Origin of the sequence: Marinobacter sp. LV10R520-4 (assembly GCF_002563815.1) — a bacterium.
In the GTDB taxonomy this organism is placed as follows: Bacteria; Pseudomonadota; Gammaproteobacteria; order Pseudomonadales; family Oleiphilaceae; genus Marinobacter.
Window position 1 is genome coordinate 1332253 of record NZ_PDJM01000001.1, and the last position, 13918, is coordinate 1346170.

Sequence of the window (13918 nt, forward strand, 5' to 3'; positions counted from 1 at the left end):
GAAATCCTCATGCATCAGTTTTCTCCGAGGCGCTGGGGAATCTCAGTGGCTGGCCGCGAAAAATAGCGGCCACTAATGCGGGTGCCGATGGGAAATAGCCGTGGAAGTAGCTGCCAATCAGACCCTTCTCGCAGAACACGGCTTCGCTGCCGGTACCCGCTTGCTTATAGGTATGGGCGGCAGGCTTCCAGGAGGTCTCAAGCGTAGAACGGTGATAGGTGTGGCCCCGCAGTTCGCCTTCTTTTGCCGTCAGGCTGTGCATGCCCAAACCCTGTAAGCGCTTGGCCATGGCCGCGCGGCCCGGAATTAATCCAAGCAGCGAATGCACAGCCCCTTCTTTGTCTGCCAGCTCTTCTGCACACGCCATAAAGCCACCACATTCGGCCAGTATCGGCTTGCCTGCGTGGTAAAAAGCACGAATGGAATCCATCATTGTGGTGTTGTTTGCCAACGTGTCGCCATGCAGCTCGGGATAGCCACCGGGAAGCCAGAGGGCGTCTGCCGGTGGTAACTGCGCATCGGCCAGGGGTGAGAAGTAATGCAGCTCTGCGCCCATCGCTTCCAGCAGTTCTGTATTGGCGCGATAGATAAAACTGAAGGCCAGGTCGCGGGCGATGGCAATGCGCACACCCGCCAGCAAAGCATCGGGTTGTGAGCGCTCTGGCGCTGCGATGGCCACCGCTTTTGGCAACACATCCAGGCCCGCCGCTTTGAGCACTTCGGCCGCCTGATCAAGCTGTTGATCCAAACCTTCCAGCTCTGCCGCCTGAACCAGACCCAGATTCCGGTCCGGAATGCTCATGGCGTCATCCCGTGGAATAGCGCCCAGCAGGCTGATGCCATCCGGCAAGCGTTCTTTCAGCATGTCGCCATGGCGCGGGCTGCCAACTTTGTTGGCAATAACCTGGTACACCGACAACTCAGGGTCAAAGCTTGCCAGCCCCAGCACCAGGGCACCGAAGGTTTGCGCCATGCCGCTGGCGTCAATCACCGGCAGTGCCGGAATACCCAGCCGTTTGGCCAGATCAGCGCTGGACGGGGTGCCGTCGAACAGCCCCATGGCGCCTTCAATTAAAATAAGGTCGGCGTCCTGTGCGGCCTCTGCCACCCGCCAGCGGCATTCGTCTTCTCCGGTCATCCACGGGTGCAACTGATACACCGGCTGGCCGGATGCTACTTCCAGCACCATCGGGTCCAGGTAATCAGGGCCGTGCTTGAACACCCGCACTTTGCGACCAGCATTGCGGTGCAGGCGCGCCAAAGCGGCTGTAACCAAGGATTTACCCTGCCCGGAGGCGGGTGCGGTAATCATTACTGCCGGGACGGTTATGGTCATTGATCAGCCAGATTCAGAGTGATGATTAAAAACTAACGGGTACAAATACGGGCGCACCATCTGCTTCTACGGTGATTAATTTCTGGTTGTAGAGCCGTTCAAGCGCTGCCGGCTCCAACATATTCTTAGCGGGCCCCCAGCAGGCATCGCCGTTGGTATAGAGCAAAAGTACGTGAGTGCACCAGCGTGCCGCCAGATTCAGATCGTGCAGGCACATGAACACGGTTTTGCCAGCACCCGCCTGATCCCGCAGCAGATTCATCACCTTGACCTGGTGGTGCAAATCCAGGTGATTTGTGGGTTCGTCCAACAGCAGGATATCGGGGTTTTGGGTCATCAGGGTGGCGATGGCCACGCGCTGACGTTCGCCTCCGGATAGAGTGTTCAGTAAACGATCTGACAGCTGATTCACGTCCAGCGTGGTCAAAGCCTGCTCCGCACGACGCAGATCTTCACCCTGCTCACTGTCCCAGGGCGATAACCAGGGGTGGCGACCGATCAAAGCCGTTTCCAGAACGGTCGCCGGAAAACTGTCCTGACGTTCCTGAAACACCAGGCCCAGTTGCCGGGCTATATCGCGACGTTTCAGTGCGGTGAGCGGGCTGTTGTTCAGCTGCACCTGGCCACTGCGGGCGGGCAATAATCCGGCCAGTGTGTGCAATAACGTGGTTTTGCCGGCGCCGTTGGGGCCCAGCACGCCCCATATCTGACCGGGCTCTATGCTCATGTTCAAAGGGAAGCCGTCAGGCCGGCCGGGTACGTTGATGACCAGATCGCGAGTGTTCAGAGTGCTCAGCGTGCTCATCAGCGGCTCCGGTGCAGCAGGTATAGGAACGTGGGCACGCCCAGCAAAGCAGTAATCACACCAACGGGCAACTGTTCGGGCGCAATCACGGTGCGTGCAAGGGTGTCTGCCAATACCAGCAAGGTACCGCCAGCCAGTGCGCTGGCAGGAAGAATTATGCGCTGGTCGTTGCCCAGAATCAGTCGCAGCATGTGGGGCACAATCAAGCCAACAAATCCGATACTGCCTGCGGTGGTGACCGCTGTTGCTGTCAACAAACTGGCCAGAACGTAAATTGTCCACTCCAGCGGTCGCACCGACACGCCCAGCGCCGCGGCTTGCATGGGGCCCCGCGCCAGCACGTTCAGATTACGGGCCAGGGGCATAATCACTACAACTGACACCGCCAACACTACAACTGCCGGCCAGGGGGAGCGGGCGTAGGATACATCGCCCATCAGCCAATACAGCATTCCAGGCAATTTGTAGGAAGGGGTAATGGCCAGCATCAGGGTAATCACGGCGCCCCAGCCGGCCGCAACTACAACGCCGGTCAGCAACAGGCGTGACGGTGTCCAGCTGCCGGTACCGTGGGCAAGGCCAAACACCAGCACGGTTGCCAGCATGGCGCCGGCAAAAGCCGAGCCCGATATGATCAACGTGCCCATTCCCCCCAGCATGGCCAGTAATGCGCCAACTGCTGCGCCACCGGAAAGCCCAAGCACGTAAGGATCAGCCAAAGGGTTGCGCAGCAATACTTGCATCAGAGCGCCCGCCACGGCCAACAGCCCGCCGGTGCCAAACGCCGCAAGCGTGCGCGGCAATCGCAAATCCAGCAACAGGGTTCGGTGCAACGTGCTGCCTTCTCCCTGAATAACCTGCCACAAATCCGCAGGCGAAACCGTCACGCTTCCCAGCGCCAGCGCAAAAGCCATGGATGCCAAAGCCAACATACCAAGACCGAGCAGAGAGCGGGTCATCGTCTCATAACCTGAATGTTAACCCCGGGCCTACAAATTTTCACGAGCGCTTTCCAGATTCTCACGGGCATTTGCCAACTTTCCGCACACCGTTTGAATAGCATCAAGCAATCTCGGCGTAGGCCGGGAAATGGGCGAAGCCGGCACGAAAAACAGATTGTTTTTTTCCACCGCGGTCAGCCCCGCATACTTCTTCCATTCATCCAGCTGTTCGTCGCTGACGCCTTCAACGCTGCCGGTAAGAATGGCATCGGGGTCCGCCTGTAATACAACTTCTGCGCTGATTCTGGGTATTAACCTTTGCATGTCGCCAAACACATTCACGCCGCCACACAACTTCAGCACTTTGCCAATCAGGTGCTCGTTGTTAACCGTCATTAACGGTTTTTCCCACACTTGATAAAACACCGGTATGGGTTCAACGCCAGCGTACTGCTGTGTTAAAGCGGCAATACCTACGCGGAAGCGCTCGGCTTCGGCAAAACCTTCCAGCTCGGTGCCCGCAAGCGTGGCAAGCCGTTCGATAACACTGGACACCCCCGCAAAGGTGCGGGGTTCTATAGCAAAAGTGGACACGCCCAGCTCTTGAAGCAACTCAACCTGTGCTGGCGGATTACCTGTTACCCAGGTCACCACCAGATCAGGATTGAGCGCGATCAGGGCCTCCATATCTACCCGGGTGTGGCTGCCCACCGACGGCAACGTAAGCGCAGCCGGGGGATAGTCGCTGTAATTAACCACGGCCATCACTTTGTCGCCGGCGCCGGCTGCGAACACCAGCTCTGTGGCGCCAGGCGACAAAGTGATAACTCGCTGTGCCGGGGCTGCTATACACAGCTTTTTCCCGGTGTCGTCGACAGCGCAACGTTGCGTCTCGCTGGCTGATATCGGATGCGCCGAGAATGCTGTCAAAAGCCCTAAAGCAAATCTGAAATTCAGCCCGCGAGAAGCCACGCCTTTACTCCTGCATTTATAACTTACTGGATGTCGTAACGAACGGTCAGCATGGCTGTGCGGCCTGCTGAGATGTAGTTCAAGTTCTTGGATTTCTTGGCGGTTGAATACTCTTTGTCTAGCACATTAGCCATCGTTAAACGGGTGCTCCAGTTTGGTGCGAAGTTCCAGCCTGCGCGGAGGTCCAAAGTGGCAAAACCCGCCAACAGATCGGTATTGCTTCTATCGTTGTAACGTTCTCCTTCAGCTATAAACGTTCCACCAGCACTCCAGTTTCCAAGCTGCTTACTCAAATCGAACCTTATCGTCCTGTCTGCGCGCCGCTCGAGCTGCTTTCCAGTTTTACGATTTTCTGGGTCTAGTAGCGTAAGAGCAACATCGCTTCTCCAACCGTCATGCTCAAAGCCAGTGCTCCACTCCAATCCTCGAATACGCGCTTCATTGACATTCATCGGCGACCATATGCCACTGGACCCGGGCTGCCAGGCGATCAAGTTGTCAACATCAAGCTGAAACACAGCAGCGTCCCAAAACCAGCGTTGGTAATGACCGCTAACCCCTAATTCTACGCTGCTAGATTCCTCCGCTTTCAACTGCGGGTTTGCACCAGGATAGTAAAGGTCATTAAATGTTGGCGCACGGAACGCTGTACCATAGCTCAAACGCACCCGATGAGAGCGATCAAACGAGTGCCCGAAAGCGATCGCTCCTGTTTCATTCTTGCCATAAGCTTCATTATCGTCAGCGCGTAAACTCATTTGCAGGTCGGTAGGGCCAAAGTTCAATCTCAGTTGGCTATACAAGCCGGTATTGGTGCGACTGTCTTCTGCATAATCTTGACTGCTGCTGATCTCATCCGACGAAAACTCAGCCCCCAACGCCAGTTCATGCACACTCCAGGCAAATGTATTATCCCAACGTGCGGTTCGTGTACGTGTATCGTAGTTGTCGGGGGTCCCCGAAGTAGGGAAGTTCTCTGTCTCGTCCCGAGACTCTGAAAACTGGACGGCATTGTTCCAGTAGTCACTAATTGGAGTTTCTAATCGCAAGCCAACTGTGCGGAGCATAAAATCAATGTCGCCGCCCTCATATTCTGTATTGCCTTCACTTTGAAGTACTAACAGACTCGCTTCGCCGCCTGAATCCAATTCGTGAACCACCCGTGCGACTCCGGCGCTATTATGAAAACCTTTGTCTTCACCATTGGTAACGATGGCGGTGCCGTCTGTTTCTTTATGCAGTCCACTAAGGCTAAGGTGCGTATTTCCAGAGCGAACAGACACTCCAGCACTTCCCTCACGCGTATTAAAGTTTCCAGCACCTGCTTCTACCCAGCCCTTGGACGCGTCATTTGGGCTCAACGTAAACGCCTGAATCACACTGCCAACTGCATCGGAGCCGTACAACGAGCTCCTTGGGCCCCGAACAATCTCTACTCGTTCAATCAACTCAACAGGCAAGTATTGCCAAGAGGCGCCGCCACTAGTGGCAGACCGCAGGCGAATACCATCCACCAACAACAGAGTTGAATCATTGGCCGTGCCCCGAGCATACACAGTGGTGGCTTTACCGAAAGAACCACTGCTAGAAACTGTCACACCCGGCTGCCCTCTCAGTAATTCGCTAAATTCGGATGGACTTTTTTCCCTGATACTCTGCTCATCAATCACCGTCACCGACGCCAAGCTTTCACCCACAGTTTTAGGGCCAAGCGTAGCAGTAACAACAATCGGATCCAGAGTCGCGCCGGTAGATTCCTGGGCAACCGCAATAGAAAGAGGACTTAATGCAAAAGGCACCAGCAGACTGCCGGCAACAAAGTGGAAAACTTTCATAAAATGCACTCAAAGCCACACCACGCGCACCCGCATGGCTGATTTTTTGGTGCTGCAAAGGGAAGCGACGGCCGGCCGCAAACGAAGCGGACGCCTTCCAAAAGGTGGGGAAATGCCGTGAAACAGGGTCGGTGTTTACCCACCGCAACTGCCCTCCGCAGCGTTCGGTGTGTTAACAGGCCGGTCTCCGGACTTGTGAGCTGTATTGCTGAACGGCGCAAGCCTTCCCATGCGTTTGCACAGTGGCACCTTTCTTAGCCGTTCACTCACTTACCGTTGCGGGGGCAGTGCCGGACTTTAACCGGCTTCCCGTTTCACTGTTGTGGCGATGATGATTACGCCAGAACAACACCTGAAAACGAACTCAAGGCTAACAACGCGTTAATGTCTGGTCAATGATTAATCACGAACGGCGTCCGCCAGTGCCGCTTCCAGACGGCGCCATTGGCTCTCGTCTGGCGCCAGGCCGAAGCGCACCATCCCGGGTTGTTCAAATATTCTTACCAGCACTCCCTGCGCGGCAAGGCAGTCCGCCAGTATGGCCGGTGCATCGGTGCGAACGGTGTGGAACAACGCGCTTCCACCCATCGGGTTCAGCCCGGCTGAGTGCACTATTTCTCTTAGCCGTTGGGCGCCGCCCTGCAAACGGGCACAGGCACTTTGCTGCCAGTTTAAATCCAGCAGCGCCTGCGCCATCACGTGGCGCGCGGGGCCATTCACCGCCCATGGCCCCAGCTTTTCCGTCAGCGCGCTCGCAAGATTCTTATCGGCAAGCACAAAGCCGGCACGTATCCCGGCCAGGCCAAAGAACTTCCCCAGTGAACGCAGAACAATCAGGCCCGGCCGGCCGCTCTGGCAGGCCAGGCTAAAAGCCGGCGTTGAGTCCATAAAGGCTTCGTCCACCACCAGCCAACCACCACGTTTTTGCAACCGCCGATGCCAGCGCAACAGCGTAGAGGGAGGAATGACTGCACCCGTGGGGTTGTTAGGGTTGATCCATACCAGCACGTCAAGCTGATCCAGCCAACGATCATCGCAACCCGAGGCACCGCCGTGGATCTGTTTGGGGCCTACTGGAACAATATCGTGGCCGGCAGATCGCCAATGGTGCCCGTGCTCGCGATAGCCGGGTACGGGTATGCCTACACGGCAGGGGTTGCGTAAGCTGGGCAGCGCCATAATGGCGGCCTGACTACCGGCAACGGGCACGCAACCAGCAACCAGGGGGGCGCCAGACCAGTTGCGGATAATCTCTTCCAGGCCATCGTCTTCTTCTGGCAGGCGCTGCCACACTTCTGATGGCAATTCTGGCACCGGCCACCCCAACGGGTTGATGCCGGTCGACAAATCCAGCCACTGTTCGCGGGGAATGCCCCAGCGTTTTGCCGCGTTATTCAGCCGCCCGCCGTGCTGTGGCATCACGACCCCGCCACCGCGGCAACAAGGCCGGTTATGACGAATATAACAGCCAACCAAAGCCAGGTGCCGTGGCGTACTAGCGCAATAGCCGCCTGGATACTGTTGGCACTGGCCGGACTGGTGCCGCCAAGATACGGGCGCTGTTTTACACCTTGCGCATAGGGCGACGGGCCACCGAGTTGAACATTTAGTGCACCCGCGCCGGCCGCCATCACAGGGCCGGCGTTGGGGCTGTCCCATTGGGGCGCCTGCCGGCGCCAGCAGTACCAGGCCAGCTTGCGATTGCCTAACAGCGTGTAGGTGAGTGCCGTAAGCCGCGCAGGCACCCAGCCCATTACGTCGTCCAGCCGGGCAGCCGCGCGGCCAAAATATAAAAACCGCGGGTTGCGATAACCCCACATGGCGTCCAGCGTATTCACCGCACGATGCGCAACAACGCCAGGAATACCGCCCACCAAAAACCAGAAAATGCTGGCGAATACCGCATCAGCGCCATTTTCCAGCATCGATTCGGTTGCAGCCGCTGCCACGCCTTTTTCATCCAGGGCGCTGGCCTGACGGCTGACGATGCGGCTGACCTGCTCCCGCGCTTCATTCAGTTCGCCTCTTTGCAGCGGCTCTGCCACCGCCAGGCCGTGCTCTGTCAGGCCCCGGAGGGACAGCGCGAAATACACTGCCACAGCCTGGGCCAGCAGCAGCCAGATGCCGTCGAGTGCAGCAGACAACCCGATCGCCAAAAACAGCAGAGGCAGCACAAGCGCACACAGGGCTAAAACACCCAGAATAAGGCTACGCCAGGCATTTTTTGGCGCTTTGTTAAGAAGGCGTTCCAAAGCGCTGGCCAGAGTGCCAAAGCCTGCCAGTGGGTGGAGCCGGCGGGGTTCACCCAATAATCGGTCAAGGGTAAGGCTCAGCAAACAAACCAGAAAAAGCCCACAAAAGTGAGCGAAAAGGGAGTCGGGAAAGGATTCAACAAAAAGAGTCATTACGATTTTAAAGTCACCGGCAAACCGGCGACGCTCATCATTACCGTGTCGCAGCGCTCAGCAAGGGCCTGATTCAGCCAACCCAGTTCGTCGCCAAAGCGTCGGGTAAGTGGGTCCATGCCAATAATACCCAGCCCCACTTCGTTGCTGACAATAATCAGCTTACCCGGGTACTGGGCCAGCTGTGTTAAAAACTCTTCCCGCTCCCACGCGAAAACGGTCTCGCCGGCGTGCAGCAGATTACTCACCCACAGGCTCATGCAGTCCACCAGAATGCAAGGCGCTTTTTGGTCTGCGCTGGCATAGAGTGCAAGCACTGAGGCCAGGGCCAGGGGCTCTTCACTCAAGCCCCAGTGAGCAGGCCTTTGGCGCTGATGGCGGTCAATACGCCTGCGCATTTCGTCGTCGCCGGCCGTTGCGGTGGCGAGGTACACCACCTCGCCGTCGGTGTTGCGGGCAAGGCGTTCCGCCATCGCGGTTTTACCGGAGCGAATGCCCCCAATAACCAGAGTGTGCATGTTGGTTTCAGTCCTCAGGGTGAAAAAGTAGGTGGTAGCCGGCAAGCTGGCGGGCCTTGAACTCTACCGGATCTGCACTACTCAGAGTATCATCCAGAGTCTATCGCCCTAACTATCGCCCCGACACCGGCTATTACATTGTTGGCCATTGCCGTGGCGCTACGCGTTTGCAGTTTACAGGTAATTATCATGTTATTTCCCGTCAGTTGGACCAACCCGCCCGCGCTTCCTTCCGCCCATTTTTTGGAGCTTGCCACACAGCGCCAGAACACGCTGACCAAGCCTGCGGGATCATTGGGCCGGTTGGAAACCATTGCGACGCAGCTGGCCAGCATGCAAAGCTCCAAGCAGCCAATAGCTGACAAGATTCATATCAGCATATTTGCCGGCGACCATGGTGTCTGCGCGGAAGCCATTTCTGCCTACCCGCAAGCCGTCACCGCTCAGATGATTGCCAATTTTGCCAACGGCGGCGCCGCCATCAGTGTGCTGGCAAAACTTTTAGGTGCGACGCTGGAAGTGATCAACCTGGGTACCGTTACCGACACGCCGGATCTGCCGGGTGTGATTAACGCCCGCATTGCGCCCAGCACCCGTAACTTTGTAGAGATAGACGCAATGACCAGCCAGCAGGTCACCAAAGCCATACACTTTGGTGATGAGGCCGCCCAACGCGCGGCCCGTGCTGGTTGCCATCTGTTTATTGGCGGCGAAATGGGCATTGGCAACACGACCTCTGCGGCCGCCATCGCCTGTGCGTTGCTGAAAAAAAACCCGATGCGACTGGCCGGGCCTGGTACAGGTCTGGACAGCGCCGGGGTGCGCCACAAAGCCGAAGTGATTATTCGGGCACTGCAACGCCACAACGATGACCAAACCCCCATGGCGGTACTCAAGGCCTTTGGCGGCTTCGAAATTGCCGCTCTGGCCGGCGCCATTTCAGGCTGTGCTGCCCGAGGCATACCGGTACTGATAGACGGTTTTATTGTGTCGGTAGCCGCGCTGATCGCGGTGAGTGAACAGCCCGATATTCGCGCCTGGCTGTTGTTTTCCCATCGCTCTGCCGAGCCCGGCCACCAGGCTATTCTGGACGCACTAAAGGCCACACCGCTATTGGACATGGGCATGCGGCTGGGCGAGGGCAGCGGAGCAGCGTTGGCGGTTCCGTTGATACGCACAGCCTGCGCTCTGCACAATAATATGGCCAGTTTTGACACCGCGGGCGTAGATAACGGCCAAAATGATGCACCTGAATCTGGAGCGAACAGCCGCAATGACTGACACCACCACGATTTTTGATGTGATCCGCCATGGCGAACCGGAAGGCGGGCCCATGTATCGGGGCAGTAAAGACGATCCTCTTAGCACCGCCGGGTGGCAGCAAGTGCGCGATGCCATTACCAGCGCAGATCATTGGGACGTTATTGTGAGCTCACCCATGCTGCGCTGCGTTCATTTCGCGCGGGAACTGGCAGAACGCTATCAAATCCCCCTGCACCTTGATGACGACCTGCGGGAAATTAACTTCGGCGATTGGGAAGGTCGCACCGCTGACGAAGTGATGGCCACCGATGGCGAACGCCTCAGCCAGTTCTGGGCCAATCCGGTCACCAACACCCCTCCCTCGGGCGAACCGGTCAGCGACTTTCAGACCCGGGTAGTTGCGCGTTGGTATCACTGGCAGGAACAGCTTGCGGGCAAACGGGTGTTGATCGTTTGCCACGGCGGGATTGTGCGGATGATTGCAGCAGATGTGCTGCACATACCGCTGGAACATGCGTTTTCCGGCATAAGCACACCTTACGCCTGCCGCAGCCGCATTCAGGTCAACACCTCCAGCCACGGCCGATTTCAAAGCCTGATCGGGCACGGTTTAATCAGCGACTGACCACGACGGGAAGATTCGGGCCCAAAAGAACCTGGCTCAACCCATTCGAATTCGGGATGAGTGCGCTGCTTCGCTGCGGTTACGCATCGTGATTCCAGAAAAAGCTAGCGCCCTCCTCCGGGCTGCTGGCAGCACGGCGCATCCATCCAAACATTTCACGTCCCAAACCGGTATGGGATGCACTCAAATCCACCGTGACCTGCGCCCGCTGATCCAGTTCCTCATCCGTGAGCGCGATGGCTAGCTTACCGGCTTCTGCATCGACACAGATTATATCCCCATTACGGATTTTCGACAGCGGACCACCATTGGCGGCTTCCGGGTATACATGAATCGCAGCCGGTACCTTGCCGGAGGCACCGGACATACGACCATCCGTTACCAAAGCCACACGAAACCCGCGATCCTGCAACACGCCCAAATAAGGGGTTAACTTGTGCAACTCCGGCATGCCATTGGCTTTCGGCCCCTGGAATCGCACCACAACCACGCAATCCTTATCCAGCTCACCCGCGTCAAAGGCTACCTTCAGGTCATTCTGGTGATCAAAAATAACCGCTGGAGCTTCCACTCTGTGGTGCTCTTTTTTCACCGCCGATACCTTGATCACGCCTCTGCCAAGATTGCCATCCAGCACTTTCATGCCGCCGTCGGGAGCGAAAGGTTCTGCAGCGCTGCTCAGCACGGTCGGGGCCTGGGTTTGGGCAGCAGCCGGCGACCATATCAGTTTGTCATCCTTTATAGATGGCATGCGGGTGTATTGCTCAAGCCCCCGACCGACTACCGTTTCGACATCCTCGTGGAGATACCCCTCGGACAACAACTCGCGAATCAAAAATGGCGTACCGCCAGCATCATGAAAGGCGTTGATGTCTTCCTCACCATTGGGATAAATACGCGTCATCGATGGCACCACTGACGACAGCTCCGCGTAGTCATTCCAGTCAATAATAATACCGGCCGCCCTTGCAATGGCGATCCAGTGAATCGTGTGGTTGGTGGAACCGCCAGTGACCAGCAAAGCCACAAGCGCGTTTACGATGCTCTTTTCGTTCACCATATCCGCCAGCCCCAGCGTGCCTCCGTTAGGCTTCGACAGCTTCACGACCTGCTCGGTGGCGGCCCGCGTCAGCTCGTCCCGCAAAGGTGTGTTGGGATTGATAAACGCAGCGCCCGGCAGATGCAGCCCCATAACCTCAACCAGCAACTGGTTACTGTTCGCGGTACCGTAAAACGTGCAGGTTCCCGGACTGTGGTAGGACTTGCTCTCTGCTTCAAGCAGCTCATCCTTGTTCACCTTGCCCTCAGCATACAACTGGCGAATGCGTTGTTTTTCCTTGTTTGGCAAGCCTGACGGCATGGGCCCCGCCGGTATCAGTATGGTCGGCAGGTAACCAAAGCTTAGCGAACCAAGCAATAGCCCCGGCACGATCTTGTCACAGATGCCCAATAAAACAGTGGCATCAAACATGTTGTGGCTCAAGGCGACCGCCGTGCTCATGGCAATCACATCCCGGGAAAACAGACTGAGTTCCATGCCGGGCTGGCCCTGAGTCACCCCGTCGCACATCGCCGGCGTGCCCCCGGCAAACTGGGCAACGGAGCCCATACCGTTGGCCGCCTTGCGAATCAGATCCGGAAAGCGCTGGTAGGGCTGATGGGCCGACAACATATCGTTGTAGGCCGAAACAATAGCCACATTGGCCTTGTTCATTAACTTGAGGGTGTTCTTGTCACCACTGCCACAGGCAGCGAAGCCGTGGGCGAGGTTGCCGCAAGACAGCACACTGCGCTGAGGCGATGACTCTTTCAGAATGTTCATTCGGTTTAGATAGTCGTCTCGCGTGCTGCGGCTGCGTTCAATGATGCGCCGTGTAACCTTATTAACTGTCGCGTGCATAGATTTTCTCCAACCATTATTCGTTTGGTGAAAGCAGGGGATTCAACAATCTATTGCCAGCACCGCGTTATAGCGCTGCTAGCAAAAAAAATCAGGCGATATCGTTCAGACTTCCCGCCACAAGGTCGGTAATAGCCCGCCAATCTTCGGCCTCAATCCGGTCTTTCGGCGTTAACCAGGTGCCGCCGACCGCCACCACGTTATCCAAAGCCAGATAATCCTTCGCAGTTTCACGGCGAATGCCGCCGGTCGGACAAAACGTCACATCCGCAAACGGTCCCGAAAATGCCTGTAATGCCTTGACGCCACCGACAACCTCCGCCGGAAAGAGTTTAAATTCCCGATACCCTATAGCGTAGCCCATCATCATCTCAGAGATGGTTGAAATGCCTGGCAGCAAGGGAGCCTGAGCATTCAACCCATAAGCAAGGAGCTGCTCCGTTACCCCCGGGGTAATTACAAACTGTGCACCTGCTGCTTCCGCTTCCCGGTACTGGCCAACCTGCGTAACGGTGCCAGCACCTACCCAGACATCCGGCAACGCCTTGCGCAATTGCCGTATCGCACCGAGGCCATATTCCGTGCGCAGTGTGACTTCAAGAATGCGTATACCACCCGCCACCAAAGCTCTTCCGAGCGGTACCGCATGGTCGGGGTGTTGGATGGTGATGACCGGCACCAACGGGCAGGCTGCAAGCATGGCTTGAATTTGATGGCGATGATGCACGGATAGCTGCGACATATGGGTTTTCTCTTCCATTGAATTTAACAGTAAAGAGCTCAGCGACTTTAAGGACTCCAGAATACCGACGACACACCAACGGGCGAGGTCACCCAGAGCGCCGAACATTACCAGGTCACAGCGGGTGTCAATCTGTTGGACCATATTTCATTCTCTCAATTTGTCAGGCGACCTCGGGAAGCCGCAGATTGCGCTATTTTGTAGTAATTATATAAAAACAATGACAGACAAAGTGAGAAATACCAACCACAAATTCCTATTTTGATATTTTTACTACCGAATATCGAATTGAAACACAGTGAAACCCAGCCCTCAGAAACCATTGCCCGCACAATTTGGCTTGCAACTCTGACATCAATAAAATTCTGTTCCTGCAGAGCCAGCTTTACGGTTTTTAAAGCGACAGGCTTTTGATCAGCGTTTCCCTGGGCGTTAATCATAAGTTGGCAGTTTTTTTTGACACGCCCTAGGTAAGTAGCTAGTGCCCATCCAGAAACTAATAACTGGCTGATTTTCAGGAAATAATTCGGAGAAAGGTTAAAGAATCCTCTTGGCTTTGGTCTGTTTTAAGTGCAA

At 56.5% G+C, this 13918-nt stretch carries 13 protein-coding genes and 1 riboswitch; of the genes, 2 read left to right on the forward strand and 11 right to left on the reverse strand.

Annotated features, from left to right (window positions below; genetic code table 11):
• Positions 1-7: 7 nt before the first annotated feature.
• The 8 genes from ATG98_RS06280 to cobU form a co-directional block, all read right to left on the reverse strand.
• Positions 8-1336, reverse strand: a complete 1329-nt coding sequence (locus tag ATG98_RS06280) for a cobyrinate a,c-diamide synthase (RefSeq protein WP_098422428.1) — start codon at positions 1334-1336, stop codon at positions 8-10.
• A 25-nt stretch (positions 1337-1361) separates the two neighbouring features.
• Entirely contained in the window at positions 1362-2132 is a 771-nt protein-coding gene (locus ATG98_RS06285; RefSeq protein WP_098424385.1) for an ABC transporter ATP-binding protein, read from the reverse strand.
• 8 nt (positions 2133-2140) lie between these two features.
• Complete coding sequence (locus ATG98_RS06290) at positions 2141-3100, reverse strand: FecCD family ABC transporter permease (protein WP_098422429.1); 960 nt, start codon at positions 3098-3100, stop codon at positions 2141-2143.
• 30 nt (positions 3101-3130) lie between these two features.
• Positions 3131-4054 (reverse strand): cobalamin-binding protein, encoded by a 924-nt coding sequence (locus tag ATG98_RS06295; RefSeq protein ID WP_098422430.1) that lies wholly within the window; start codon positions 4052-4054, stop codon positions 3131-3133.
• Between the two features lie 23 nt (positions 4055-4077).
• Positions 4078-5889: a TonB-dependent receptor domain-containing protein gene (locus ATG98_RS06300; RefSeq protein ID WP_098422431.1), complete on the reverse strand. Its 1812-nt coding sequence runs from the start codon at positions 5887-5889 to the stop codon at positions 4078-4080.
• 160 nt (positions 5890-6049) lie between these two features.
• Positions 6050-6260, reverse strand: a riboswitch (cobalamin riboswitch).
• Between the two features lie 28 nt (positions 6261-6288).
• On the reverse strand, positions 6289-7308 hold the full coding sequence (cobD, locus tag ATG98_RS06305; protein ID WP_098420046.1) for a threonine-phosphate decarboxylase CobD: 1020 nt from the start codon (positions 7306-7308) through the stop codon (positions 6289-6291).
• Complete coding sequence (cbiB, locus tag ATG98_RS06310; protein ID WP_098422432.1) at positions 7308-8294, reverse strand: adenosylcobinamide-phosphate synthase CbiB; 987 nt, start codon at positions 8292-8294, stop codon at positions 7308-7310. The genes cobD and cbiB overlap by 1 nt, the downstream gene beginning before the upstream one ends.
• Positions 8294-8812 carry a bifunctional adenosylcobinamide kinase/adenosylcobinamide-phosphate guanylyltransferase gene (gene cobU / locus ATG98_RS06315; protein ID WP_098424386.1) on the reverse strand — a complete coding sequence of 173 codons (519 nt, stop codon included), beginning with the start codon at positions 8810-8812 and terminating at the stop codon, positions 8294-8296. Before cobU ends, cbiB begins: the two co-directional genes overlap by 1 nt.
• Positions 8813-9001: 189 nt before the next feature.
• Between cobU and cobT the strand changes: the two genes are divergently transcribed.
• The gene (gene cobT, locus ATG98_RS06320) at positions 9002-10093 is read left to right on the forward strand and encodes a nicotinate-nucleotide--dimethylbenzimidazole phosphoribosyltransferase (protein WP_098424387.1); all 1092 of its coding nucleotides are present in this window, start codon (positions 9002-9004) and stop codon (positions 10091-10093) included.
• Positions 10086-10700, forward strand: coding sequence for a histidine phosphatase family protein (locus tag ATG98_RS06325; protein WP_098420049.1), 615 nt, complete (start codon positions 10086-10088; stop codon positions 10698-10700). Before cobT ends, ATG98_RS06325 begins: the two co-directional genes overlap by 8 nt.
• Before the next feature lie 79 nt (positions 10701-10779).
• Here the strand turns inward: ATG98_RS06325 and edd are convergent, their stop codons facing one another.
• The 3 genes from edd to ATG98_RS21450 all read right to left on the reverse strand — a co-directional run bounded on the left by edd (position 10780) and on the right by ATG98_RS21450 (position 13782).
• Positions 10780-12600 (reverse strand): phosphogluconate dehydratase, encoded by a 1821-nt coding sequence (edd, locus tag ATG98_RS06330; protein ID WP_098422433.1) that lies wholly within the window; start codon positions 12598-12600, stop codon positions 10780-10782.
• Positions 12601-12691: 91 nt separating this feature from the next.
• Entirely contained in the window at positions 12692-13342 is a 651-nt protein-coding gene (locus ATG98_RS06335) for a bifunctional 4-hydroxy-2-oxoglutarate aldolase/2-dehydro-3-deoxy-phosphogluconate aldolase (RefSeq protein WP_098424388.1), read from the reverse strand.
• Between the two features lie 155 nt (positions 13343-13497).
• On the reverse strand, positions 13498-13782 hold the full coding sequence (locus ATG98_RS21450; RefSeq protein ID WP_143751163.1) for a hypothetical protein: 285 nt from the start codon (positions 13780-13782) through the stop codon (positions 13498-13500).
• Positions 13783-13918: the final 136 nt, after the last annotated feature.

Bases quoted from the DNA above. Each gene is read 5' to 3' on its own strand.
- ATG98_RS06280 (WP_098422428.1), bottom strand. From the start codon at position 1,336: ATGACCATAACCGTCCCGGCAGTAATGATTACCGCACCCGCCTCCGGG.
- ATG98_RS06290 (WP_098422429.1), bottom strand. From the start codon at position 3,100: ATGACCCGCTCTCTGCTCGGTCTTGGTATGTTGGCTTTGGCATCCATG.
- ATG98_RS06300 (WP_098422431.1), bottom strand. From the start codon at position 5,889: ATGAAAGTTTTCCACTTTGTTGCCGGCAGTCTGCTGGTGCCTTTTGCA.
- cobD (WP_098420046.1), bottom strand. From the start codon at position 7,308: ATGCCACAGCACGGCGGGCGGCTGAATAACGCGGCAAAACGCTGGGGC.
- cbiB (WP_098422432.1), bottom strand. From the start codon at position 8,294: ATGACTCTTTTTGTTGAATCCTTTCCCGACTCCCTTTTCGCTCACTTT.
- cobU (WP_098424386.1), bottom strand. From the start codon at position 8,812: ATGCACACTCTGGTTATTGGGGGCATTCGCTCCGGTAAAACCGCGATG.
- cobT (WP_098424387.1), top strand. From the start codon at position 9,002: ATGTTATTTCCCGTCAGTTGGACCAACCCGCCCGCGCTTCCTTCCGCC.
- ATG98_RS06325 (WP_098420049.1), top strand. From the start codon at position 10,086: ATGACTGACACCACCACGATTTTTGATGTGATCCGCCATGGCGAACCG.
- edd (WP_098422433.1), bottom strand. From the start codon at position 12,600: ATGCACGCGACAGTTAATAAGGTTACACGGCGCATCATTGAACGCAGC.
- ATG98_RS06335 (WP_098424388.1), bottom strand. From the start codon at position 13,342: ATGTCGCAGCTATCCGTGCATCATCGCCATCAAATTCAAGCCATGCTT.
- ATG98_RS21450 (WP_143751163.1), bottom strand. From the start codon at position 13,782: ATGATTAACGCCCAGGGAAACGCTGATCAAAAGCCTGTCGCTTTAAAA.